This window comes from Roseobacter sp. FCG-D35 (assembly GCF_033436665.1).
Lineage (GTDB): Bacteria > Pseudomonadota > Alphaproteobacteria > Rhodobacterales > Rhodobacteraceae > JAWQFO01.
The window spans coordinates 804,269-827,712 of record NZ_JAWQFO010000001.1 but is presented as its reverse complement, the minus strand read 5'-3'; the positions used below and the strand labels follow the sequence as shown (position 1 = coordinate 827,712).

Genomic DNA, 23,444 nt, shown 5'->3' with positions numbered 1-23,444 from the left:
CACTATAGTGGATGGCGCAGGGGTGGCAATGCGGCGACGCCCCGATTTCACCGACGCGCCGGATCAGGCGATGATATCGGGCGTCAGGCGGTCCTCGATCCGCGAGATCAGGTCCTTGAGCCGCAGCTTCTGCTTTTTCAGGCGTTGCAGGGTCAGCTGGTCGCCGGTGCCCTTCTCGACTAGCGCCTGGATCGCGGCGTCGAGATCGCGGTGTTCGCGCCGGAAAACCTCGAGTTCCACCCTCAGTACCTCATCCGTTTTCATGGACAGATCGCTGGGTGCATTCATGGCCGTTTCGAATCCGAAAGTTGCTCTACCATATAGATAAGCGCTTGGGGCCAATTCGCCTAGCCCTTGCGCCCGGGCGGGCGGAAACCCATATTTGAGCCAACGGTCGCCGAACGCGGGGCCGACCACAGACTGTCGCTTGACTGATAAGGACGTGTCGCATGACGAAAATGACCCTGGGATCCTATCCCCATATGCTGGGGTTCGAGCAACTCGAGCGACTGCTCGAGCGGACCGCCAAGACCGGCAACGAAGGCTATCCGCCGTTCAACATCGAACAGACCTCGGACTTCTCCTACCGCATCACGCTCGCCGTGGCGGGGTTCTCGATGGACGACCTGTCGATCACGGTCGAGGACCGGCAACTGGTCATCCGCGGTCGCCAGACCGACGACAGCGACGGGAAGATCTTTCTGCATCGCGGGATCGCGGCGCGACAATTCCAGCGCAGCTTCGTTCTGGCCGACGGTGTCGATGTCGGTGAGGCGGTGCTCGAGAACGGCTTGCTGCACGTGGACCTGAGCCGCGCCAAGCCGCAGACGGTGGTGCAGACCATCAACATAAGGAAAGGGTGAGGATCATGCAGGATACATTCGAATTCGGACCGGAAGAGAACCCGATCGTCTACGTCAAGACCGTTGCCGTGGAGACTCTGCCGCAGGAGGTCCGCGACCAGGCGGGCGATCTCGACAAGCTTTTTGCCGTGCATGACGCCGAAGGCCAGCAGCTTGCGCTCGTGGCCGATCGCGGCATGGCGTTCCGGCTGGCGCGGCAGCACGACTACGCGCCCGTTGCGGTGCATTGACGCCGGACGCGCGCTGAATTGAGATGCCGAAGGGCCGTGGATGTTCCGCGGCCCTTTTTCGTCGGAGGCGGCATGGATTTCGAATTTGACTGGGTCGACGCGTTTTCGGACCGGGCTTTCGGCGGCAACGGCTGTGCGGTGGTGCACGGCGGGGCAGGGCTCGACGATGCGACCTGCATGGCCTACGTGCGCGAGACCTCGCTGGTCGAATGCACCTTCACCGGCCCTTCCGAGGTCGCGGACATTCGCGTGCGCTACTTCCTCGCCAGCCGCGAGATCCCCTCTGCCGGACACCCCACAGTGGCGACCGTCGCCGCGATGCGCCACCGCGGATTGATCGGGGACGGCGACCTGGTTCTTGAAACCGGTGCCGGTCCGGTGCCGGTCAGTGTCGCGGGCGACAGCGTGCGCATGATCCAGAAGGCGCCGGAATTCGGGGCGGAGGTTCCCGCCGGTCTCGTGGCGGCCGTCGGCGGTCTCGACACGGAGGCGATCATAGCGCCACCGCAGGTCGTCTCGACCGGTCTTCCGTTCTGCATCACCGTGCTGCGCGACCGAGACAGCCTCGATCGCCTGCAACTCGAGACCGGGGCCTTGCAGGCCATGGCCCGGCATCTCGGGCAGGACCGTATCGACATGATGGAGCCGTTCTGGGTCACGCTCGACGGGGCGACGCCAGGTGGCGACACGTTTTCTCGGCTTCTGCTCGCCCCGCCAAGCCCGCCAGAGGATCCGTTCACAGGCTCGGCCACCGGGGCGATGGCAGCCTACCTCTGGGCGCGCGGGTTGATCGAGCGGCCCGAATTCGTTGCCGAACAAGGTCACGGCATGGGCCGGCCCGGAAGAGCCGACGTGCGCGTGCTCGGGCCCCGCAGCGCCATTGAGGGGGTCGAGGTGGCGGGCCGGGGCTACGTGCTGATGTCGGGTCGGCTGACGCTGCCCGGGAGTTGAACGAGAACCGCCGGCCCCTTGCGGGACCGGCGGCTCGGTTGTCAGGATCGTGAAATCGCGTCAGGCGGTGGTCCCGATCAGCCCCATGCTTTCGAGTTTCAGCACGACCTGGTGGGCGCAGTTGTCGACGTCCACATTCTCGGTATCGAGGCTGAGCTCGGGGTTCTGCGGCACGTCGTAGGGGTCCGAGATGCCGGTGAACTCCTTGATCTTGCCTTCCCGCGCGAGCTTGTAGAGCCCCTTGCGGTCGCGGCGCTCGCACTCCTCTATGGAGGTCGCGACATGCACCTCGACGAAGGCGCCGAAGGATTCGATGTCCTCGCGGACGGCCCGGCGCGTGGTCGCATAGGGCGCGATGGGCGCGCAGATCGCGATGCCGCCGTTCTTGGTGATCTCCGAGGCGACATAGCCGATGCGACGGATGTTGAGATCGCGGTGCTCTTTCGAGAAGCCGAGCTCCGAGCTGAGGTTCTTGCGCACGATGTCGCCGTCGAGCAGCGTCACCGGGCGACCGCCCATCTCCATCAGCTTGACCATCAGCGCGTTGGCGATGGTCGACTTGCCGGAACCGGAGAAGCCGGTGAAGAAGACGGTGAAGCCCTGCTTGGCCCGCGCGGGCCTCGTCCGGCGCAGCTCGGTGACCACCTCGGGGAACGAGAACCACTCGGGGATCTCCAGCCCTTCGGCAAGACGGCGGCGCAATTCGGTGCCAGAGATATTGAGGATCGTGACCTTGTCCTTGTCCTCGATTTCGTCGGCCGGCTCGTACTGGGCGCGTTCCTGCACGTAGACCATGTGCTTGAAATCGACCATCTCGATGCCGATTTCGTCCTGGTGCTCGCGGAACAGCTCCTGCGCGTCGTAGGGTCCGTAGAAATCCTCGCCGGCGGAGTTCTTGCCCGGACCGGCGTGGTCGCGACCGACGATCATGTGCGTGCAGCCGTGGTTGCGCCGGATGATGCCGTGCCAGACCGCTTCGCGCGGACCGGCCATGCGCATGGCGAGATTCAGCAGCGACATCGTCGTGGTCGAGGACGGGTACTTGTCGAGCACCGCCTCGTAGCAGCGCACGCGGGTGAAGTGATCGACGTCGCCCGGCTTGGTCATGCCGACGACCGGGTGAATCAGCAGGTTGGCCTGCGCCTCGCGGGCGGCGCGGAAGGTCAGTTCCTGGTGCGCACGGTGCAGCGGGTTGCGGGTCTGGAACGCGACCACGCGGCGCCAGCCGAGCTTGCGGAAGTAGGCGCGCAACTCGTTGGGCGTGTCGCGGCGTCCACGGAAATCGTAGTGCACCGGCTGCTGGATGCCGGTCACGGGACCGCCGAGGTAGATCTTGCCGGCCTGGTTGTGCAGGTAGTTCACCGCCGGGTGCGCATCGTCATCCGCACCGAAGACCTTCTCGGCCTCGCGCGACTTGTCGGGCGTCCAGCGGTCGGTGACGGTCATCGTCGCGAGGATCACGCCTTCCTGGTCGCGCAGAGCGATGTCCTGCCCGACGTCGAGTTTCTCGGCGAATGCCTCGGGCACGTCGAGCGTGATCGGCATCGGCCAGAGCGTGCCGTCGGCGAGGCGCATGTTCTCGACGACGCCGTTGTAATCTTCTTCCGAGAGAAAGCCCTTGAGCGGGTTGAAGCCGCCGTTCATCAGCAGTTCGAGGTCGCAGATCTGGCGCGGGCTCAGGTCCCAGCTGATCAGGTCACCGGCCTCAGCCTTCAGTTTCTGCGCGGACTCGTAACTCACAAAGAGCTCCGGGATCGGAGCCAGGTTCGGGGTGTTCATACAATCTCTCTCTTTCATTCAAACCATCGGCGCGCCTCCCCCACGTAGCGCCACACGCGCGGCCTATAGCGCTTTGGTTCCGAGAATTTCAAGGACGTTTCTCCGATAATCGGAAAACTGCTTACCCGGCGGCATGTTTTACCGCCCTGCGGAGCGTGCCCAGCCGCGGTTCGAGTACAACGGGAAGTCCGCCGCGCGGACGCGGGATCGGCATACGCTGCCAGCCGGGGTCTGCCGCGTCGACCAGCGACACCCGATAGCGCCTGAGCAGCGCCGCGAGGAACAGTTTGACCTGGGTTTCGGCGAAATGCATGCCGAGGCACTTGTGCGCGCCGCCGCCGAAGGGGGTCCAGGCGAACTTGTGCCGTCGGTCTTCGGCCCTGCCCGGCGCGAAACGCTCGGGGTCGAAGCGCTGCGGGTCGGTGTAGAGATCCTCCGACAGCATTGTGAAACCCGGGTTGAGCGAGATCGAGGTGCCGGCCGGGATGTGCAGGCCGCGCCAACGGAACGGTTCTGTGGCAAGGCGCGGGATGAAGGGCACCGGTGCGACCAGCCGCAATGCCTCGCGGAAGACCAGCGCGGTATCGGTCATCTCGGCGAGATCCACATCGCATCGCGCAGGGTCGCGCTCCGAGACCTCGGCGGCGACGCGCGCCTGCCATTCGGGATGCGCGGCCAGCGCCCAGACCATCGCGGTGAGCGTCGTCGCGGTGGTGTCATGCGCCGCCATGATCAGCAGGTTGAACTGGTCGAGCAACTCTTCCTCGTCCCATCCCGCACCTTCCTCGTCCCGCGCCAGGCACATGCGGGAAAAGAAGTCTTCTCCGCCCGTCGCGCGCCGCTCGTCGATGAGCGACCGGAAAGTCTCGCGCAGAAACCGTCGTCCGCGCACGCCGCGCCACATCGGCGTGAAGGGCAAAGGCAGCCGGATCGGTGTGACGGTGGCGCGGATCTCGGCGCGGATGGCGCGGTTGAGGTGCCGCGCAAGCGCGCCGTCGAGCGGCAGTCCCATGAACACCGCGCCACCCATGCGCAGCGTCAGGTCCTTGATCGCGTCGTAGAACCCGAAGGGCTGGCGTGCGGGCCAGCCGGCCAGCAGGGTGTCCACCGCGTCCCCCATGCGCCGGCGATAGTCGCGCAGCGCGCCGGCGCGGAAGGCTTCGGTCATGATGCGGCGGCTCTTGCGGTGGATCTCGCCGTCCTGCAACAGCAACCCGCCCGGAAAGAGCCGTTGCAGCGCGTCCCAGCCACCCGCGTTGGAAAAGATTCCGTCGCGGTTCAGCAGCACGAACTCCATCGCGTCGGGGCCGCAGAGATTGACGCGCCAGCGTCCCAGCATGTGCGTCTTGTAGACCGGTCCGAAGCGATCGATGAATTGGGCCTGTGTGCCATAGGGATCCCGAACGATCTGCAATGTGTGGCCGATCATCGGCGGGGCCGGCGGGCCGGGGATATGCGCAAGTTTGGGCGTGGGAAGCATGGCAGCCTCTCGTCTGCTGGAACGAGAGGCTGTTAACCATGCCGCGGTTAAGCGGTGTCTTAATGCTGCGTACGCTGCCGGCGTCCCGGTTGGTGCTTAGTCTGCGGGGGTTCGTCGTGCCTGGTTAGCCCGCGGCGCTTTCGATCAGCGGCGCGCCGTGTTCCTCTTCCTCGATGCCGTTCTCGGCGAGGAAGCGCTCGGCCTCGAGTGCGGCCATGCACCCCATCCCGGCCGAGGTTACCGCCTGCCGGTACTTGTGATCGGTCAGATCGCCCGCCGCGAAGACGCCCGGAATCGAGGTCTCGGTGCTGTCGGGCTTGGTCACGACATAGCCGCCCATATGGGTCTCGAGCACGTCCTTGACGAGTTCATTCGCAGGCGCGTGACCAATGGCGATGAAGACCCCTTTGGCGGCAATCTCGGTAATCTCGCCGGTCTGCACATGGCGCAGCTTGACGCCCTCAACGCCCAGCGGGTTGTCCGTGCCGACCACTTCATCGAGCGTGTGGAACCACATCGGTTCGATCTTGGGGTTCTTCATCAGCCGGTCGACGAGGATCTTCTCGGCGCGCAACTCGTCGCGGCGATGCACCAGCGTGACCTTCGAGGCGAAGTTGGTCAGGAACAAAGCTTCTTCGACCGCGGTGTTGCCGCCGCCCACGACGATGATTTCCTGTCCGCGATAGAAGAAGCCGTCACAGGTCGCACAGGCCGAAACGCCGAAGCCCTTGAACTTCTCCTCCGAGGGCAGGCCAAGCCATTTGGCCCGCGCACCGGTGGCCAGGATCACCGCATCGGCCATGTAGGTCGTGCCGCTGTCGCCGCGCGCGGTGAACGGACGTTTCGACAGGTCGAGGTCGGTGATGATGTCGCCGATGATCTCGGTGCCCATCGCCTTGGCATGCGCTTCCATGCGCACCATCAGGTCGGGGCCCTGCACCTCGGTATCGCCGGGCCAGTTCTCGACCTCGGTCGTCGTGGTCAGCTGTCCGCCGGGTTCGATGCCCTGCACGAGGATTGGGTCGAGCATGGCACGGCTCGCGTAGACGCCCGCAGTGTACCCCGCGGGGCCGGACCCGATGATGAGAACGCGGGTGTGACGTGTATCGGCCATATGAACCCTCTTGAGTGATAAGGCAGCGCATTCGATATAAAGGCCGGCGCCCGGGTCTTAAACCCCCGTTGTCATGCGCCGCATGCAAGGCCGGTTGCGCAAACCTGGATCATGTTTCCGAAAGATTATTGCGCAGGCGCGAAACATTATTGCGCAGGTCGGCCGGGATGCTATAACAAACGCAAAATCACGGGAGGCGGAAAGGCAGCATGCGGCTGGATGAAATCGATCGCAAGATACTGGCGGAGTTGCAAGCCGACGGGCGCATGACCAATGTCGAACTGGCCCGGCGCGTGGGAATCTCGGCGCCGCCCTGCCTGCGCCGGGTGCGCTCGCTCGAGGAAGCCGGCTTCATCCGCGGCTATCACGCCGAGGTCGACGCGCGCGAACTTGGCTTCGAGGTGCAGGTATTCGTGATGGTCGGCCTCGCAAGTCAGGCCGAAGCCGACCTCAGCGCCTTCGAAAACCTGTGCCGCGGCTGGCCGCTCGTGCGCGAATGCCACATGCTCAATGGCGAAGTCGACTTCATCCTCAAATGCGTGGCGCCAGACCTGTCAAGCTTTCAGAGCTTCCTGACGGGTAACCTGCTGACCACGGCCAACGTCGAAAGCGTCAAGACATCACTGGTGATCCGCAAGGCGAAGGACGAACCCGGCGTGCCCTTCGACGTGCTGGAAAAGCGCCTGGCCGCCGCGCCCTGACCGCGATCCATCGTGTTGCACATCGCATTCGGGTGCTGCCCGAGAACTGCCGTCAGGCCGCGGCCTGCGCCTTGTTGCGTGCCCAGGGCAGGGTCGGTGCGGGTTTTGTGGCAGCTTCGAGGACCGACTTCAGGAAACGGCTGGACGGGCGCATGGGCTTTGCTCCTGCATCAAGGGCGGATTCTTCCGCGTCAGCCCGACCATGCCCCTGCAATGCGGCGAGATTGCGGCCGCTCGGAACAATCCGCGTTGTAATGGCAGGATTGTTCCCGCTTCGGCATCGCGGCGGCGATGCGGTCCGCTCAAGCTATCGTCAGGCCGATTTTGCCGACATGGCCTTTGTCCAGAAAGACCTCCTGCGCGCGGCGCATCTCGTGCAGCGGAAACGTCTCGGCGATGACGGGTCTGATCTCGCCTGCTTCGATATAGCCCACCAGATCGGTGAAGACGTTCGGCGGCTGATAGGTGCAGCCGAAGAGAGACAGGTCGCGCAGGTAGAGCGTACGCAGGTCCAGTTCGACGATCGGACCGGCGATGGCACCGGCCACGGCATAACGCCCGCCGTGCCGCAACGCGTCGATCAAATCACCCCAGCGCGGTCCGCCCACCAGGTCGAGGACCACGTCGAACGCGCGGCCGGGCAGTTCCGCGTTGCGGTCGAGTGTTTCGTCCGCACCGATGGACCGCAGCGCGGTGGCTTTGTCGGGACTGGTCAGCGCCGTGACATGGGCGCCGCGCCGCTTGGCCAACTGGATCGCCGCCGACCCGACCCCGCCGGAGGCGCCGGTGACGAGCACGCGTTCGGCCCCGAGACCGGCCCGCTGGATCATCCCCTCGGCGGTCGAGAAGGCGCAGGGAAACGATGCCAGTTCGACGTCCGAAAGGTCCGACTCGATGGCAACGGCATCGACGTCGGAGACCACGACGTATTCGGCAAAGGTCCCATCGGACTCCGAGCCCAGCGTCTTGATCGGCAAGTCCGCGTCGCCGGTCGCCTGCAACGCGCGCAAGAGCACGCGTTGCCCGATGCGCTCTGCGCTCACGTCGGCGCCGGTGGCGACGATCCTGCCGCAGCCGTCGGCGCCCTGGACGCGCGGGAAGGCGAGGGCGGCCCCGGACCAGCTTCCGTCGGCTTCGGCGGCAGCTCCGTAGCCGCCCGCGGCCCCGGCAGCGGTATCCCCGCGCACGGCTTTCGAATACCAGCCGGTGCGCGTGTTGATGTCGGTGTTGTTGACCGCCGCAGCCGCGACGGCAACCAGAACCTCGCCCGGACCGGGTTCGGGCACGGTGAGATCCTCGCGCCAGACTAGTCTGTCGAGCCCGCCGTGCCCGATCAGCACCATGCCCTTCATCGTCTTCGGAGTCTTCATCCGGAATCTTCCGTCAGGTAGAATGATCTCTCTACTTGCCGGGGGTAGAGGAAACGTTCTACAGCGTCAAGCATGACTGGAATCGAGGAAAAGATCGCCGCGGGGCTCGAGCGTGCTTTTGCCGACCAAGGCTTTGCCGTGCCGAGCGTCGAGGATCTGCGCGACGCGGCGGGCGTCAGCCTGCGCACGCTCTACAAATACGCGCCCTCGCGCGGCGAGATGGTGCGCATCGCGCTCGAGCATCGCCACCGGCGTTACATGGCGCACCTCTTCGATGACCTCCAACCCTCCGAGGCGGCCCTTTTCGAGCTTCTCGACCGGATCGGGGTCTGGATGGTCGAAGAGGCCTCGCACGGTTGCCTGTTCCACGCGGCCGTCGCTGCCGCGCCGCAGGACCGGCAACTGCGGCACTTTCTCGAAGGTCACAAGGCCGAGGTCTCTGCGCGCGCGGCGAAGCTTGCAGGCCTCGAGGGGGCCGAGGTCGACTTGGCGCTGATCATCGAGGGTCTGACGCAGGGCTGGCCGCTGCATGGCGCGCGCGCCGTGGATGCGGCAAAGCGGCTTGCGGGGGGGCTGCGCGCCGCCGAACAATGCGCCGCTAGAGAATGATGGCCGAGATCAGCCGCCCGTAATCGGCCTCCTTGGCATGGGTCGTGCGGCGATAAGAGTAGAACCGCTCCGCGTCCGAATAGGTGCAGTGGCGTGTCCACTCGGCGTGGCCGACCCCGGCCTCGCGCAGGCGGTGCAGGCCGAAGCCCGGCAGGTCGAACATCAGCCGGTCGTCGATGCCCGACACAAAAAATCGCGCGTACTCCGGGTCTTCGGCCATGAAGGTCTCGAAGAACTCGGGGCCGACCTCGTAGGCCGCCTGCGAGATTGCGGGGCCGATGACAGCGACGGTTTGCGCGCGCCGCGCACCCAACCCCTCCATCGCCGCGACGGTCGCATCCAGCACACCGTCGAGCGCGCCGCGCCATCCGGCATGGGCGGCCCCGATCACGCCGGCCTCCGCATCCGCAAACAGCACCGGCTGGCAGTCCGCCGTCAGCACCGAAAGCGCGATGCCGGGTTGGTCGGTAACCAGGCCATCCGCCCGCGCCCGGTCGTGGGCGGGGTCGGTCACGGTCACGACATCGGCCGAGTGGACCTGGTGAACGCCGACGAGGTGCTGCGGCGGCACGTCCATCGCCGCGGCGGCGCGGGCGCGGTTGATCGCGACGATCTCGCTCTGGTCGGAACTGCCGGTGCCGCAGTTGAGCCCGGAGAAAACCCCCGAAGAGGCGCCGCCGCGGCGCGTGAAAAAGCCGTGGCGGACAGGGGAGAGGCTGTCGGCTGTCAGGATTTCCAGCGTCATGGATCGAGCCCGGGCGGGGGAACAGCGTCGTTTGGATAAAGTCCCAGCACTTTGAATAGGTTTCCCATTTCATCGGGGTGCGTCAAGCGCCGATGTGCCGCGACATGCGCGCCCAAGCGATCTTCGGAAAGCCTTCCGGCAAGAGCCTGCGCGCGACCGGTGATGCCGAGGCGTTCGAGGAAGACGCCCTGCGGCGTCAGGCGGGTGTGCGCGCAGGGTGCGGCGCGCGCAATGACCTCAAAGTCGACATGGGCGGTGAGGTCCGCCGCGCCCGGGTGCGCCAGCGGATCGGCAGACGCGCCGTTGTGCAAGGCCTGGAAGGTGTCGCCCAGGCTGCGCCAGTCGCCGTAGTCGATGATCAGTGCTGCACCGCCCCGCGCGACGATGCGCCGGCCCACCGCTTCGGCCACCGCTTCGGAGGCGGGAGCGGTTTCGACCAGATCGCCGTCTTGCGTGTCCTCGCGCCGGTGATCCAAGGCCGGGACCGGCAATGCGGGACCGAGGCCCATGTGCAGGTCGCCGGCCTGATCCAGACCCACGCGGCGCTCGCGCCAGCCGTCTCCGGCGCGTACGAACTGTCGGATCGGCAGTGCGTCGAAAAACTCGTTCGCCACCAGAAACAGCGGCGCGTCCTCGGGCAAGGCCGCGATATCGGCCACACGGCGGAAGCTGTGGCCGGCCAGCGTTTCGTCCTGCACCGCGGCGAGGCGCGGCGCGGCCTCGACCAGCACCACGTCGCCGGCCTCGGCAAAGCCGGGAACGCCACGCGTGGCCCGCAAAAGGTCGGCCATCAGCGTGCCGCGGCCCGGACCCAGTTCGGCCAGGGTCACCGCCGACGGGCTGCCTTGGTCAATCCAGGCCTGCGCAAGGCAGAGCCCCACCAGTTCGCCGAACATCTGGCTGATTTCCGGGGCGGTGACGAAATCGCCCTCTGCGCCGATCGACGGATGTGTCGTGTAATAGCCGAATTCGGGATGCAGCAGGCATTCGGTCATGTATTCGGCGACGCTGATCGGGCCTTGGCTGGCGATCCGCGCGGCAATGCGCTCGCGCAGGCTCATGGCCCGCGGCGTCGCGCATGCACAACGAGCGCCACGCCCACCAGGATCATCGGCAGCGACAGGATCTGACCCATCGTCAGGCCCCAGCCGCCGACCTGCCAGGCCAGACCCAGCGGATTGCCGGGGGTCACGAACTGCGCGTCGGGCTGGCGCACAAATTCGATGCAGAACCGCGCAAGCCCGTAGCCGGCAAGGAAGGTGCCCGCGATCAGGCCGGGATGGCGAAACGCGCCGCGCCGCCAGGCCAGCCAGATCAGCAGGGCACCCAGCACAAGTCCCTCGAGCAGCGCCTCGTAAAGCTGCGATGGATGGCGTGCGCAGAGGCCGACGACGCCCGCGCAGTCCTGTGCGGCCGCGCCTGGAAACACGACGCCCCAAGGCAGGTCCGTCTGGCGGCCCCACAGCTCGGCATTAATGAAGTTTGCAAGCCGTCCCAACAGCAGCCCGGGCGGGACACCGAGGCACATCAGGTCGCCGACGCTGAGCTTGGACATGCCCTTGAGATGGGCGAACGTCAGCCCGGCCAGAACGACTCCGATCATGCCGCCGTGAAACGCCATGCCGCCCTGCCAGATGCGGAGGATCTGACCGGGGTTCTCAAGGTAGAAGCCGGGTTGGTAGAACAGCACGTAGCCGAGCCGACCGCCAAGGACGACGCCAAGGATGATCCACGTCAGCATGTCCTCGAGATGCGCGGTGGTCATCACCGGTTTCTCGTCGCGCCACAGCCGAGTGGTTTTCAAGGCACGGACCGCGAGACGCCAGCCGATCAGGATGCCGACGATATAGGCCAGCGCGTACCAGCGCAGGGCGAAATCGAAACCGAACAGGGAGACCGAGAAGAGTTCCGGTGAGATGTCGGGAAAGGGCAGGGCGGCACGCATGGCGCATCCTTTCCCCGCGGGCTCGGGGGAAGTCAACCTTGCGAGGCGCGGATTTCCGACCCATATAACGGTCTGAACCGAAGGAGACTGCCGATGCAGACCCGCAACAAGATTTTCGACGACATCTCGCAGCTGATGACCAATGCCATGGGCGTGGCACAGGGCGCGCGGGAAGAGGCCGAAACGGCGATGAAAAGCTTCATGGACCGCTGGCTGGCCGAGCGCGATCTGGTCACCCGCGAGGAGTTCGACGCCGTGCGTGCGATGGCCCAGAAGGCGCGCGAGGAGAACGAAGCGCTGAAGGCGCGGATCGAGGCGCTCGAAGGCAAGGGCTGATCTTCCGGGCGCCGATTTCCGCACTTGGCCGGTACCGATGGCCTGAGGCCACACTTTCTGATTGATTTCTTGCAACAAACGCGGGAACTGACCTAACCTGCGCCAAGTCCCGGCGCGCCTGACCTTTACGCGGCCGGGTCGGAAGAGGTCTGAACTTGTCGCGCCCGTTCCTTCGCATCTGCGTCGCTCTGTTCTCCTTCTGGACGCTGCACGGGACCGCCGCACTCGCGCAATCCTGCATCGAAAGCCGTCCGGACGCCGACATCGTCGTTGCGATCCGCGATTCCCCCCCGTTCAGTTCCTTCGATGAGGATGGCGTCGCGACCGGATTTTCGGTCCGGGTCTGGGAAAAGGTCGCGCGACGGCTGTGGAAGGACCTCGATGCGCCGCCGAGTGCGCGCGACATCGCGGCGATGAGCTTTGAAGAGCGCAAGCCGCTTTTGCGGTCGGTCGCCTATGTCAGTTGCGAGACCATCGACCAGCAGGAAGCGGCGATGGCGCAAGGGCTGATCGACGTCGTGATCTCGCCATTGACGATCACCGCCGAGCGCATGGAGCGCTACGACTTCTCGCAGCAGTTTCTGTCTTCCGGGCTCACGCTGGCGCTGCCGCATTCCAATGCGATCGACTTCGCCGATGCGACCGAGGTGCTGATCGAAACCGTCACCCAGCCCGGCGTGGTGCGTGCGGTCGTCATCTTTCTGACCTTCAACCTGATCATGGCCTACCTGCTGCGCGCCGCACTTGTCGTGCCCGAAGACGAGCCGTCGCGCGGGAAGGTGTCCTCTGGGATGCGATACATGCTCGAGGCGACGATGCGCAGCATCGGCGTTCGGGGTGTGGACGAGGCTTATTACACAAACCTTTCCAAGGTGTTGGAGATCTTTCTTGCAGTGGTCGGCACGGCCCTTTCGGCGACAATCCTCGGGGTTCTGACCAGCGCCTTTGTCGGCTCCATCGGCACGCACCGGGCCGTCGACCCGCGGGCGCTGACCTCGATGCGGATCGCAACACTGGACTGCTCGACCTCGCAGGAGTTCCTGCGCGAGCAATACGCGGCGCTCGATCCCTACTTTGCCGAGGACGACCCGGCCCGCGACGCCTACGAGGCGCGCCTTGGACATCTCGCCTGCCCGCGCATGGAACCCACCGACACCGCTGCAACCGACGTGGCCTTGCCCGGTGAGGTGGTGCTGACCAAGCGCTGGGTCGATGCGATGCACATGCTGGCCAACGGCCGGGTCGACGGGGTGCTCGGCGACTGGGTCGCGCTGACCTACCTCAGCCGCACCGATCTCTTTGCCGGGCAGGTGACGGTCCAGCCATCGGTCTATCGCAACGAGCCATATGGCTGGGGGATCGCACGCAAGGAGGGCGCGACCGAATTGCGCGCGGCCATCGACCGTGGCCTGATCGCGCAGATGCGCGACATCGACTGGCGCAAGAACCTCGAGGCGGAGCTCGGCGCGGGCGCCGTGTCGCCGAACTGATGCAGGATCCGCAGGATCATCTTTCGCCGGACGACGACGATCTCGTGCGGCGCTCCTACAAGCGCTATTTCGAAACCGGCCACTATGACCGGCGCTACCCCGGTCCGAACCCCGACATGTGGCGGCGCATCCGCGGTCACCTCGGGCCTGACGCCCATCTAATCGACTTCGGCTGCGGCAGCGGGCGCTACCTGATGCAGGCGCAGGGCCATGTGGCGCGCGCCGCAGGCTTCGACGTCAGCCCGGCTGCGCTGGCGCTGGTGCGCGCGCGCGCCGAGGCGCGGGGGTGGCACGACCTTGCGGTCCTTGGGCCCGATCCGGCGATGCTGTCCGACCACGTTTCGCGTCATGGGCGGGCGGACGTGGTCATCTGCATGTTCGGCGTGCTCGGCCACATCGCGGGACCCGCCGACCGGCAGGCCGCGCTGGCGCAGATGCGCGGGGCGCTGAAACCCGAAACGGGGAGGCTGATCGTCTCGGTGCCGAACGTCAAACGACGCTTCCGGGCCGAACAGCGGCGGGCGGGAAGCGGCGCTTATGGGCTGGTGCGCTACGAGCGCGCGCTCGACGGGGAAACGGTCGAGCTCGACTACCAGCTTTTCGACGAGGCCGGGCTGCGCCGCGAACTCACCGAGGCCGCGTTCACAGTGCGCCATGTCGGCTGCGAAAGCGTGCTGCCCGAGAACTGGCTGCTCACGCACCGCACTGCGCGCCAGACCGACAGGTTGCTCTCTCGCCTTTGTCCGCTGCGCTGGTGCTACGGGCTTTACGCGGAGGCGTCATGCTGAGCGCGCGCATGGCGCGCGGCATCCGAGCGTCGGTGCTGGCTTTCGTCGCGCTGACCCACATTGCCGTCGCGGACGACGTGCCGCCGGGCCTCGAGGCGCAAATGCCCGAAAACCCTTCCGGCCGGCTCGATCACATCCTCAAGCGTGGGACGCTGATCGTCGGGGTCAAGGGCGACTACCCGCCCTGGGGCATGGTGGGGCCGGATGGCACCCCTGTCGGGTTGGAGCCGGATCTCGCCCGTGACCTGGCGAGGCGCATGGGCGTCGGTCTCGAACTGCGGCCCGTCACGGCCAGCAACCGGATCGCGCGTGTCAACCAGGGCATCGTCGACGTGGTGATCGCGACGACCGGCGATACGGCCGCACGGCGCAATCGGGCGGACCTGCTGGAACCCGGCTATTACTCCAGCGGCGTGGTGGTCTATGGCCGCGCCGACCTCGACTTGAGGACATGGGAGGAACTGAAGGGGCAACCCGTCTGCCTCAACCAGGGGGCCTATTACAACCGCACGCTCGAAGAGACCTACGGCGTCGACGGGCGCTATTTCGCCTCGAACCGGGAATCACAATTGGCCGTGCTGCATGGTCGCTGCATCGGCTGGGCCTTCGACGACACCGCGCTGGCGCAATTGATCCGGACTGCGCCGGATGACGATTTCGCCGTGATGGAAGAGACCATCGAGGTGACGCCCTGGGCGATCATTGTGGCCAGGGGCGAAGGGCAGGCCGATCTTGGACGATTCGTGAGCGATATGATCGCCGAATGGCACGCCGGCGGTCGCATTCTCGAGTTGCAGGACAAGTGGGGCCTTCCGCGCACGGCTTACCTGCGCGACAAGCACGCGACATGGTCCGCAGTCGAGGACGGCCGCGCGGTCTGCGCCCGCGACCGCAGCGGCGCCTTTCCCGCAACTTGCCTCGATCCGGCGCCCTATGCCAGCGCGCCGTTGCCGGACCCGCCAGGTTGGATGACCGCGCTGCACGACCGGACGGGCATCGATCTGCGCGCCTTCACCAGCCCTTACATCCGTGCGCGGCTTTTGCGCGGGCTGGGGCTGACGCTTGCGCTCAGCGTCTGCGCCATTCTGGGCGCGCTGATAGTCGGGGTCGGGCTGGGGCTGATCCATGCGAGCCTCGAAGCGCGGGGCTGGATCGGGCGGCTGCTGCTGGTCCCGCAGCGTGTCCTGATCAGCGTCGCGCGGATGACGCCGCCGATCCTGCAACTCTACATCCTGTTCTTCGGCATCGGTGCCACCACCGCCACCGGTGCGGCCTTCACGCCCGGCGGCTTCGTGATCGCGATCGTGGTCTTCTCGCTCTATGCCGGATCGACCAACGCGGTGATCCTGTCCCATGCCTTCGACCAGGAGCGTGAACTGAACCCGGAGGCCTCGGCGCTGGCCCGGCTGCCGAAGGCCTTCGAACGCGGGTTCGACGGGTTGGTGGCGACCTGCGTGAACATCGTCAAGGCGGCGGGCATGGCCAGTGCCATCGCAGTCGGGGAAGTGATCTCTTCCGTGAACCTGACCGTCTCGGAAGGGGCCGACACCACGACGCTGATGAACGGGCTTCTGGTCTTCTACTTCCTGCTCGTTCTCGGCATCATCTGGCTCTTCAAGCGCCTGAAATCCTGGATGCTGGCGCGATGATCGAGATTTTCCAGCAGCACGGCGGATATCTCGCAGGCGGGTTTGCCATGAACCTGCTGATCTCGGCCCTGTCGATGCTGCTTGGCACACTGTTCGGCGCGGTCCTGGGGTTGATGCGCTTCCGAAGGTTGCGCGCGGTCGAACCCGTCGCGCGGCTCGGCACAAACATCTGCCGCAACGTGCCCAGCTTCGTGCTGCTGTTCTACATGGCGTCGATGATCCCCAGCGAGGTCGAGATCGGCGGCGCGATCGTTGCGGTGCCGCTCTGGATCAAGGCCACGCTTGCGCTGATCTTCCCGGTGACCGGGTTCGTCTCCGACCAATTCTTGGGCTTTCTCGAGCAGCGTCGCTCAGGCACCAGCCGGGCGGGCGAGACCTTCTTCGTCGCCTGGGTGCAGTATCTTCTGATCATCGTCATGGCCTCGGCCACCGCCTCGGTCATCGGCGCGGACGAAATCGTGGGCCGCGCCAACACGCTGATTTCGCGCAACGTCGGGTCTGACTTCCTGCTTTCGGTCTATCTGTTCGTGTCGCTTTGGTTTCTCGTCACCGGGCTGATCGTCTCGGGCCTGCTGCGCGGCGCCATGCGCCTCTCGCGACGCTAGCCTGCGTTCGCCTGCAGACCCTTTCTGCCGGCTCCGATCACCTTCTTCTGCCGCAATTTTGCGCCTTCCCGATTCGTGGGCGAATTGCCTTTACCGCACCGAAAAGCGCGCCGGATTTGCAGGAATCCCTTGGTTTTCAGCGACTTTTTCTTGACCCGATGCAACCTCGGGTCGTTACTGAGGGCAGGTGAGGTAACCATTTCGCCCCGTTTTTAGGCATTTCCGAAATGAATCCATACGGATCGGGGGACTCCAATGACGACAAAGATAGTGGTGGGACTCGACGGCGAAAGTTCCGGCGAGCGTGCCGTCGCCTTCGCCAGAACGCTGGCCGAGAGAATGGACGCCTGCGAGGTCATCCTCGTCTACGTGATCGAATGGTCACCGTTCACCTTCCAGACAGCCGAGGAGAACGCGCAGCGGCACAAGCGACGTGAGGAAGAGATCGAGGCCGCGACATCGCGAGTCGTCGAACCCGCCGTCGCGGCGCTGACCAAGAACGGCATGAACGCGCGCGGTGTCGTCCGGCACGGCGACGTGGCCGAGATTCTCGAGCGCATCGCCTCCGAGGAAGGTGCAACGCAGATCGTCGTGGCCCGCAAGTCCGAAACCGGCTTTGCGCAGCGCCTGTTCGGATCGTCCACCGTCAACCTGGTGACCCATGCCAGCGTGCCCGTAACCGTCGTGGCCTGAGGAGAGCAGCAATGACCATGAAATCCATTCCGGCCGCCGCAGGCCTCACCCTTGCCGGCAGCGCGGCCTTCGCGCAGGAGGCGGGCGGCATCGACGAGACCGTCAACCAGGCTTTCGCGGCCCTGACCGGTCCCTTCGTCAGCCTGATCTTTGCACCCATTCCCGGCACGGCCTTTCCCTGGATCGTGCTCTGGCTTGTCGTCGGGGCCTCGATCTTCTCGATCTACTTCGGTTTCGTGCAGTTCCGCGCCTTCCGGCATTCCATCCAGATCGTAAAAGGCGACTATTCGGATCCGAACGACGCCGGCGAAGTCAGCCATTTCCAGGCGCTCGCCACCGCGCTTTCGGGCACGGTGGGGCTCGGCAACATCGCCGGGGTCGCGGTTGCCGTGGGCATCGGCGGACCGGGGGCCACCTTCTGGATGATCCTTGCGGGTCTGCTGGGCATGGCCTCGAAATTCACCGAATGTACGCTGGGCGTGAAGTACCGCAACGAATACCCCGACGGGACCGTCTCGGGCGGCCCGATGTACTACATCTCGAAGGGCTTCACCGAAAAGGGATACCCGGGCGGCAAGTTCCTCGCCATCTTGTTCTCGGTGTTCTGTATCCTCGGTGCGCTGGGCGGCGGCAACATGTTCCAGGCCAACCAGGCACATGCGCAGATCTCGGGGATCGTCGGCAGCTATCCGGGCTGGATCACCGGCGTGATCTTCGCCGCGGTGGTCTTTGCCGTGATCGTCGGCGGCATCAAGTCGATCGCCAAGGTGACCGAGAAGGTGGTGCCTTTCATGGGCGTGCTCTACGTTCTCACGGCGCTGGTCATCGTGCTGGTCAACTACGACAAGATCGGCTGGGCCTTCGGGCAGATCTTCACCGGCGCCTTCACCGGGCTCGGCGTGGCCGGCGGTCTCGCCGGGGCGCTGATCCAGGGCTTCAAGCGTGCGGCCTTCTCCAACGAAGCCGGCGTCGGCTCGGCGGCCATCGCACACTCGGCTGTGCGCACCAAGGAGCCGATCACGGAAGGCTTCGTGTCTCTGCTGGAGCCTTTCATCGACACGGTGGTGATCTGCACCATGACAGCGCTCGTGATCATCATCTCGGGCCAGCTGGTGACCGATCCCGAGACCGGGCTCTACATCGTCGGCGAGAATGGTGCGATCCAAACCGTGACCGGATCCTCCGGCGTCGGGCTGACCTCGGATGCCTTCGCCTCGGCCTTCGGCTGGTTCCCGTTCATCCTGGCCATCGCGGTGATCCTCTTCGCTTTCTCGACGATGATCTCGTGGTCCTACTACGGGCTGAAGGCCTGGACCTACCTCTTCGGCGAGGGAGAGACCAAGGAGCTGATCTTCAAGTGCATCTTCTGCCTCTTCGTCATCATCGGCGCGGCGGCGAACCTCGGGCCGGTGATCGACTTCTCGGATGCCGCGATCTTTGCGATGGCGGTGGTCAACATCATCGCGCTTTACTGCCTGATGCCGATCGTGAAGGCCGAACTGGGCAGCTACATGTCGCGCCTGCAATCGGGCGAGATCCGCCGGTTCAAGCACTGACGCTCTGAAAACGAAGAAACCGGGCGGAGTGATCCGCCCGGTTTTGCATGTCCGGTGGGCCGGTCAGGGCAAGAGGAACTTGGCGGTGAAGCCGAACGTGTCCTTGGGTCCGAACCCGTCGTCGTAGAAGTTGTATTCGTAGCTCAGCCCGTATTGCACGCTGATGCCAGCGTCGAGCGCGACCAGCTTGTTGAGCTGCAGGCCGAGCGGCAGGCTGACGAATTCGTCGGTTTCCCAGTCGTAGACGATCGACATGTCCGAGGTGCCAAGCGACCAGCCGTTGCCGAGACCGTAATTCACGATCGGCTGAATGATCGAGATGTTCACGTCGCGCGGCCCGTCGCCGCCCATGTCGAAGATGTTCTGGTTGAACAGACCCCAGATCCCCCAGTCGGCCTGCGCCACGAAGCCGATGGCAGGACCGAGGCCCCATCGGTCGGCGCTCTGGCTGCTTGCCCCGGTGGGCAACAGCGCGACGAAACCGATCCCGTAGCGGCCCCAGGGTTGGTCGAAGGTCGTCAGGTTGAACACCGTCGCATCCTGCAGGCCCGAGGTGCCCGCCGGGCTCGAGGTGGTGTAGGGCAGGGTGATCCTGAAGATGTTGCTGGCCCCGCCCAGCTCATAAGGAACCGCGAGGCGCAGCTGGAACTTGTTGCCGCTCTCGCCGTCGAGATTGTGGTAGTCCGAGGTGTAGAAATCCTGCAGCAGGAAGGCCGTCAGCGAGGCGGTCGGGTCGCTCGCGGCACTTTCAAGGGACTGGCCGCCCGTGCCCTGCGCCGCAAGCGGCTGGGCCAGGGCGGCGGCAAAAACGGTGGACAGGACGGTGAGTCGCATGGGCGTTGCCTCCGGCTGAGAAGGTTGCTTCCCCCTAAACCTAGCACGTTCGGGTAGATTGTCGTCGAGCGGAATGCGCTTCCCGATGTCTCTTTTGCAAAGGCCGGGCCAGAGACGCCCGGGGAACCGTCAGGCCGCGCGGTCGTCCATCGCCTGCGCAAAGCGTTCGAACAGGTAATAGCTGTCCTGCGGTCCCGGGCTCGCCTCGGGGTGATGCTGGACCGACCAGACCGGACGACCGTCGATGCGGATGCCGCAGTTCGAGCCGTCGAAGAGCGAGGTGTGGGTCTCGACAACACCCTCGGGCAAAGTCTGGGCGTCGACGGCGAAGCCGTGATTCATTGAGGTGATCTCGACCTTGCCCGTATCGTGGTCCTTGACCGGGTGGTTGGCCCCGTGATGGCCGTGGTTCATCTTGACCGTCTGCGCCCCAAGCGCCAGCGCCAGCATCTGGTGACCGAGGCAGATGCCGAAGACCGGCAGGTCGGTTTTGTCGAGCACGTCACGGATCATCGGAACTGCGTATGCGCCGGTTGCCGCCGGATCGCCGGGTCCGTTCGACAGGAACACGCCGTCGGGTTCGTGCGCCATGACCTCGTCGAAGCTCGCTGTCGCCGGCAGGACCGTCACGTCGCAGCCCGCCGAGGCAAGGCAGCGCAGGATGTTGCGCTTGGCGCCGTAGTCCACCGCCACGACCTTGTGCCGAAGCTCGGTCTGCGGCTTGTAGCCCTCGGGCCAGGCCCAGCGCATTTCGTTCCAGCGGTAGGATTGCGCGCAGGTCACTTCCTTTGCGAGATCCATGCCGGTCAGGCCCGCGAATCCGCGCGCTGCCGCGACCAGCGCCTCGGTGTCGAAGTTACCCTCGGGGTCGTGCGCCAGCGCCACGTGCGGGGCACCCGAGGCGCGGATCTCGCGGGTGAGACGCCGCGTGTCGACGCCGCCCATCGCGATGCGGCCCCGCGCGGCCAGCCAGTCGCCCAGGCGCTGGGCCGCGCGCCAGTTCGAGGGTTCCGTCGGCATCCACTTGACCACCATGCCGGCCGCGACCGGATCGCCGGTCTCGTCGTCGTCGGGGTTGGTGCCGACGTTGCCGACATGCGGGAAGGTGAAGGTCACGACCTGGCCCGCATAGGACGGGTCGGTCATGATCTCTTGGTAACCGGTCATCGCGGTGTTGAAGCACAGCTCAGCCGTGGTCTGGCCGGTCGCCCCGAAACCGGTGCCGAAAAATACCGTGCCATTGGCAAGAGCGAGGCAGGCGGTCGGGTGTGCGGGCGCGTGCATCGGCGGACCTTTCGGGAGCTGAGGAAAAATCTGGCGGAACCTAGTCCCGCCTCCGGGGGTGGTCAAGGGCGTTCGAGCCGATGCTGACGTCGCGCAAACCGTTGCGCCGGAATACCCGCTTGGATAAGGTTTTTGGCCAACAGCTGCCCCGGTGTCACAGCAAATCACCATGCGGGGCCCGATCCGAAGGAGAAGGACCCATGGAATTGCGTGCGCGCATCTCGTCTGCGCTCAAGCAGGCGATGAAGGACAAGGACGCCGGGCGGCTATCAACCCTGCGCCTGATCAACGCCGCTATCAAGGACAAGGACATCGCCGCCCGTGCCGAGGGCAACGACGACGGAGTCGACGACACCGCGGTGATGGCGATCCTCAGCAAGATGGCCAAGCAGCGCCAGGAAAGCGCGCGCGCCTACGAGGAGGGCGGACGGCTCGACCTCGCGGACCGCGAGCGTGACGAGATCGAGGTGATCGAGGAGTTCCTGCCGCGCAAGCTGAGCGAGGAAGAGTCGCGCGCCGCGGTCGATGCCGCCGTCACCGAAGTCGGCGCCGAAGGCATCCGCGACATGGGCAAGGTGATTGGTCTGCTCAAGCAGAAGTATACCGGGCAGATGGACTTCGGAATGGTCGGGCCGATGGTCAAGGATCGCCTGAGCTGACCGTCCCTGTCCGCGCCGGCAGGACCGCGACGGACATTGACGTCAAAACCGGCTATGATGCCCCCATTGAAGACCAAGGGGGCTTAGATGGATTATTATTCCGTAGACGTGTATTCGTGCGCCGTGACGACGCAGTCGCCCGAGGCGCAGCTCTGGTTCGACCGGGGGCTGGTCTGGTGCTACGCCTATTTCCACGACGAGGCAGTGGCTTGTTTCCAGAAGGCGCTGGCGGCTGATCCCGGCTGTGCGATGGCGCATTGGGGCGTCGCCTATGCCATCGGCCCGAATTACAACATGCCGTGGGAGCGGCGCGACGCGAACATGCGCCGCGACTCGCTGGCCATGGCCCATGACGCGACGCAGGCGGCGCTGGCGCTGCTGGACGATCTCACGCCGCCCGAGCGCGCGCTGATCGAGGCGCTGCCCGCCCGTTTCCCGCAGCGCGCGCCCGAAAAGCTCGACGTGATGCGGGGTTGGAACGACGCCTTTGCGGCGCGGATGCGAGAGGTGCATGACGCGTTCCCCGACGATCGCGACCTGCGCGCCATCTGCGCCGAGGCGATCATGAACCAGACGCCCTGGCGGATGTGGGACCAGGCCACGGGAACGGCCACCGAAGGCGCGGGCACGCTCGACGCGCAGCGCATTCTCGAAGAGGCGCTCGACACTGATCCCGGTGCGATGGATCATCCCGGCCTGCTGCACCTCTATGTCCACCTGATGGAGATGTCGCCGTTCCCGGAAAAGGCGCTGAAGGCGGGCGACGCCTTGCGCGAACTGGTGCCGGACGCCGGGCACCTCATCCACATGCCGACCCATATCGACATCCAGTGCGGCTATTACCGCGATGTCTGGCATTGGAACTGGAAGGCGACGAAGGTAGACCGCAAGGCGCTGGACCGGTTCGGACTCTACACGCTTTATACCGGCTACCGCATTCACAACTACCACTTCGCCGTCTACGGGGCGATGTTCCTCGGCCGGTTCGACCTGGCCTGGAAGGCGGCGCGGGAACTGGTCGAGATCACGCCCGAGGAATTCCTGCGCGTGCCGTCGCCGCCGTTTGCGCATTTCTTCGAAAGCTATATGGCGATTTGGGTGCATGTGCTGATCCGCTTCGGGCGCTGGCAACAGATCGTCGAGGAACCGCTGCCCGAGGACCCCGAGCTCTATGCGGTTCTGACGACGACGCTGCACTATGCCAAGGGTGTCGCCCATGCCGCCCGCGGCGAGGTCGCCGAGGCCGAGGCGCAACAGGAACTCTTCTTCGCGGCCCGTGACCGGATGCCCGAGGAACGCCGCATGCACAACGTGCTCTGCCTCGAACAATTCGCCGTCGCCGAGGCGATGCTCGACGGCGAGATCGCGTATCGCAAGGGAGAATACGACACCGCCTTCGCGCGCCTGCGTGACGCGGTGACGCTCGAGGATGCGCTGCCGTACGACGAGCCGTGGGGCTGGATGCAGCCGACGCGCCACGCGCTGGGCGCGCTGCTGCTCGAGCAGGGGCACGCGGTCGAGGCGGCGGCGGTCTACCGCGAGGATCTGGGGCTGGCGGGAACCCTGACTCGCGCGCAGGTCCATCCCGACAACGTCTGGAGCCTGCGCGGCCTGAACAACTGCCTTGCCGCACTGGGCGAAGAGGACAGTTTCGAAGGCCGGTTGGTCGCACAACGCCTCGCACTCGCCGAAAGCCGCGCGGACGCCGAGGTCGCCGTGTCCTGCTTCTGTGCCCGTGCGGCGGAGTAGCGCCGCAAAAAGCT

At 65.6% G+C, this 23,444-nt stretch carries 24 protein-coding genes; 14 read left to right on the top strand and 10 right to left on the bottom strand.

The features are described from left to right. Window positions 1–63: 63 nt before the first annotated feature. Window positions 64–288, bottom strand: a complete 225-nt coding sequence (locus R5H30_RS03815; protein ID WP_318326684.1) for a YdcH family protein — start codon at window positions 286–288, stop codon at window positions 64–66. Window positions 289–449: 161 nt separating this feature from the next. Here R5H30_RS03815 and R5H30_RS03810 point away from each other — a divergent pair, with 161 nt between their 5' ends. The 3 genes from R5H30_RS03810 (at window position 450) to R5H30_RS03800 (ending at window position 2,044) form a co-directional block, all read left to right on the top strand. Beyond that, window positions 450–863, top strand: coding sequence for an Hsp20 family protein (locus R5H30_RS03810; RefSeq protein WP_318326683.1), 414 nt, complete (start codon window positions 450–452; stop codon window positions 861–863). A gap of 5 nt (window positions 864–868) precedes the next feature. Continuing rightward, on the top strand, window positions 869–1,093 hold the full coding sequence (locus R5H30_RS03805; protein ID WP_318326682.1) for a DUF1150 family protein: 225 nt from the start codon (window positions 869–871) through the stop codon (window positions 1,091–1,093). Window positions 1,094–1,165: 72 nt separating this feature from the next. Then, on the top strand, window positions 1,166–2,044 hold the full coding sequence (locus R5H30_RS03800; protein WP_318326681.1) for a PhzF family protein: 879 nt from the start codon (window positions 1,166–1,168) through the stop codon (window positions 2,042–2,044). A 60-nt stretch (window positions 2,045–2,104) separates the two neighbouring features. Here the strand turns inward: R5H30_RS03800 and R5H30_RS03795 are convergent, their stop codons facing one another. The 3 genes from R5H30_RS03795 to trxB form a co-directional block, all read right to left on the bottom strand. Continuing rightward, window positions 2,105–3,823 carry a bifunctional sulfate adenylyltransferase/adenylylsulfate kinase gene (locus R5H30_RS03795; protein ID WP_318326679.1) on the bottom strand — a complete coding sequence of 573 codons (1,719 nt, stop codon included), beginning with the start codon at window positions 3,821–3,823 and terminating at the stop codon, window positions 2,105–2,107. Window positions 3,824–3,944: 121 nt separating this feature from the next. After that, window positions 3,945–5,303 carry a cytochrome P450 gene (locus tag R5H30_RS03790; RefSeq protein ID WP_318326678.1) on the bottom strand — a complete coding sequence of 453 codons (1,359 nt, stop codon included), beginning with the start codon at window positions 5,301–5,303 and terminating at the stop codon, window positions 3,945–3,947. 124 nt (window positions 5,304–5,427) lie between these two features. After that, a complete protein-coding gene (trxB, locus tag R5H30_RS03785) occupies window positions 5,428–6,417 on the bottom strand; it encodes a thioredoxin-disulfide reductase (protein WP_318326677.1) in 990 nt (329 codons plus the stop codon). A 209-nt stretch (window positions 6,418–6,626) separates the two neighbouring features. Between trxB and R5H30_RS03780 the strand changes: the two genes are divergently transcribed. After that, window positions 6,627–7,118: an Lrp/AsnC family transcriptional regulator gene (locus R5H30_RS03780; RefSeq protein WP_318326676.1), complete on the top strand. Its 492-nt coding sequence runs from the start codon at window positions 6,627–6,629 to the stop codon at window positions 7,116–7,118. 302 nt (window positions 7,119–7,420) lie between these two features. Here the strand turns inward: R5H30_RS03780 and R5H30_RS03775 are convergent, their stop codons facing one another. Next, complete coding sequence (locus R5H30_RS03775) at window positions 7,421–8,488, bottom strand: zinc-binding dehydrogenase (RefSeq protein WP_318326674.1); 1,068 nt, start codon at window positions 8,486–8,488, stop codon at window positions 7,421–7,423. A 72-nt stretch (window positions 8,489–8,560) separates the two neighbouring features. Between R5H30_RS03775 and R5H30_RS03770 the strand changes: the two genes are divergently transcribed. Beyond that, window positions 8,561–9,097 (top strand): TetR/AcrR family transcriptional regulator, encoded by a 537-nt coding sequence (locus tag R5H30_RS03770; RefSeq protein ID WP_318326673.1) that lies wholly within the window; start codon window positions 8,561–8,563, stop codon window positions 9,095–9,097. On the opposite strand, the gene pgeF is transcribed toward R5H30_RS03770, so the two are convergent. Genes pgeF through lgt form a run of 3 tightly spaced genes read right to left on the bottom strand, consistent with a single transcriptional unit; the run spans window position 9,087 to window position 11,787 of the window. Next, window positions 9,087–9,842: a peptidoglycan editing factor PgeF gene (pgeF, locus tag R5H30_RS03765; protein WP_318326672.1), complete on the bottom strand. Its 756-nt coding sequence runs from the start codon at window positions 9,840–9,842 to the stop codon at window positions 9,087–9,089. The genes R5H30_RS03770 and pgeF overlap by 11 nt on opposite strands. After that, complete coding sequence (locus tag R5H30_RS03760) at window positions 9,839–10,903, bottom strand: class I SAM-dependent methyltransferase (RefSeq protein ID WP_318326671.1); 1,065 nt, start codon at window positions 10,901–10,903, stop codon at window positions 9,839–9,841. Before R5H30_RS03760 ends, pgeF begins: the two co-directional genes overlap by 4 nt. Then, on the bottom strand, window positions 10,900–11,787 hold the full coding sequence (gene lgt / locus R5H30_RS03755) for a prolipoprotein diacylglyceryl transferase (protein ID WP_318326670.1): 888 nt from the start codon (window positions 11,785–11,787) through the stop codon (window positions 10,900–10,902). Before lgt ends, R5H30_RS03760 begins: the two co-directional genes overlap by 4 nt. A 93-nt stretch (window positions 11,788–11,880) precedes the next feature. Here lgt and R5H30_RS03750 point away from each other — a divergent pair, with 93 nt between their 5' ends. The 7 genes from R5H30_RS03750 (at window position 11,881) to R5H30_RS03720 (ending at window position 18,904) form a co-directional block, all read left to right on the top strand. After that, window positions 11,881–12,123, top strand: a complete 243-nt coding sequence (locus R5H30_RS03750; protein ID WP_318326669.1) for an accessory factor UbiK family protein — start codon at window positions 11,881–11,883, stop codon at window positions 12,121–12,123. 155 nt (window positions 12,124–12,278) lie between these two features. Then, window positions 12,279–13,613, top strand: a complete 1,335-nt coding sequence (locus R5H30_RS03745; protein ID WP_318326668.1) for a transporter substrate-binding domain-containing protein — start codon at window positions 12,279–12,281, stop codon at window positions 13,611–13,613. Further along, window positions 13,613–14,401: a class I SAM-dependent methyltransferase gene (locus tag R5H30_RS03740; protein WP_318326667.1), complete on the top strand. Its 789-nt coding sequence runs from the start codon at window positions 13,613–13,615 to the stop codon at window positions 14,399–14,401. Before R5H30_RS03745 ends, R5H30_RS03740 begins: the two co-directional genes overlap by 1 nt. After that, window positions 14,395–16,050 carry a transporter substrate-binding domain-containing protein gene (locus tag R5H30_RS03735; RefSeq protein ID WP_318326666.1) on the top strand — a complete coding sequence of 552 codons (1,656 nt, stop codon included), beginning with the start codon at window positions 14,395–14,397 and terminating at the stop codon, window positions 16,048–16,050. The genes R5H30_RS03740 and R5H30_RS03735 overlap by 7 nt, the downstream gene beginning before the upstream one ends. Continuing rightward, window positions 16,047–16,655, top strand: a complete 609-nt coding sequence (locus R5H30_RS03730; protein ID WP_318326665.1) for an ABC transporter permease subunit — start codon at window positions 16,047–16,049, stop codon at window positions 16,653–16,655. Before R5H30_RS03735 ends, R5H30_RS03730 begins: the two co-directional genes overlap by 4 nt. A gap of 255 nt (window positions 16,656–16,910) precedes the next feature. Further along, window positions 16,911–17,348, top strand: a complete 438-nt coding sequence (locus R5H30_RS03725) for a universal stress protein (RefSeq protein ID WP_318326664.1) — start codon at window positions 16,911–16,913, stop codon at window positions 17,346–17,348. An 11-nt stretch (window positions 17,349–17,359) separates the two neighbouring features. Next, window positions 17,360–18,904, top strand: coding sequence for an alanine/glycine:cation symporter family protein (locus tag R5H30_RS03720; protein ID WP_412105096.1), 1,545 nt, complete (start codon window positions 17,360–17,362; stop codon window positions 18,902–18,904). Window positions 18,905–18,967: 63 nt separating this feature from the next. On the opposite strand, the gene R5H30_RS03715 is transcribed toward R5H30_RS03720, so the two are convergent. Both R5H30_RS03715 and carA read right to left on the bottom strand, forming a co-directional pair. Then, on the bottom strand, window positions 18,968–19,738 hold the full coding sequence (locus R5H30_RS03715) for a hypothetical protein (protein WP_318326663.1): 771 nt from the start codon (window positions 19,736–19,738) through the stop codon (window positions 18,968–18,970). Between the two features lie 129 nt (window positions 19,739–19,867). After that, window positions 19,868–21,022 (bottom strand): glutamine-hydrolyzing carbamoyl-phosphate synthase small subunit, encoded by a 1,155-nt coding sequence (gene carA, locus R5H30_RS03710; protein WP_318326662.1) that lies wholly within the window; start codon window positions 21,020–21,022, stop codon window positions 19,868–19,870. Window positions 21,023–21,222: 200 nt separating this feature from the next. On the opposite strand from carA, the gene R5H30_RS03705 reads away from it, so the two are divergent. Continuing rightward, the gene (locus R5H30_RS03705) at window positions 21,223–21,681 is read left to right on the top strand and encodes a GatB/YqeY domain-containing protein (RefSeq protein ID WP_318326661.1); all 459 of its coding nucleotides are present in this window, start codon (window positions 21,223–21,225) and stop codon (window positions 21,679–21,681) included. A gap of 87 nt (window positions 21,682–21,768) precedes the next feature. Continuing rightward, on the top strand, window positions 21,769–23,430 hold the full coding sequence (locus R5H30_RS03700) for a hypothetical protein (RefSeq protein ID WP_318326659.1): 1,662 nt from the start codon (window positions 21,769–21,771) through the stop codon (window positions 23,428–23,430). The last annotated feature ends 14 nt before the right edge of the window (window positions 23,431–23,444 follow it).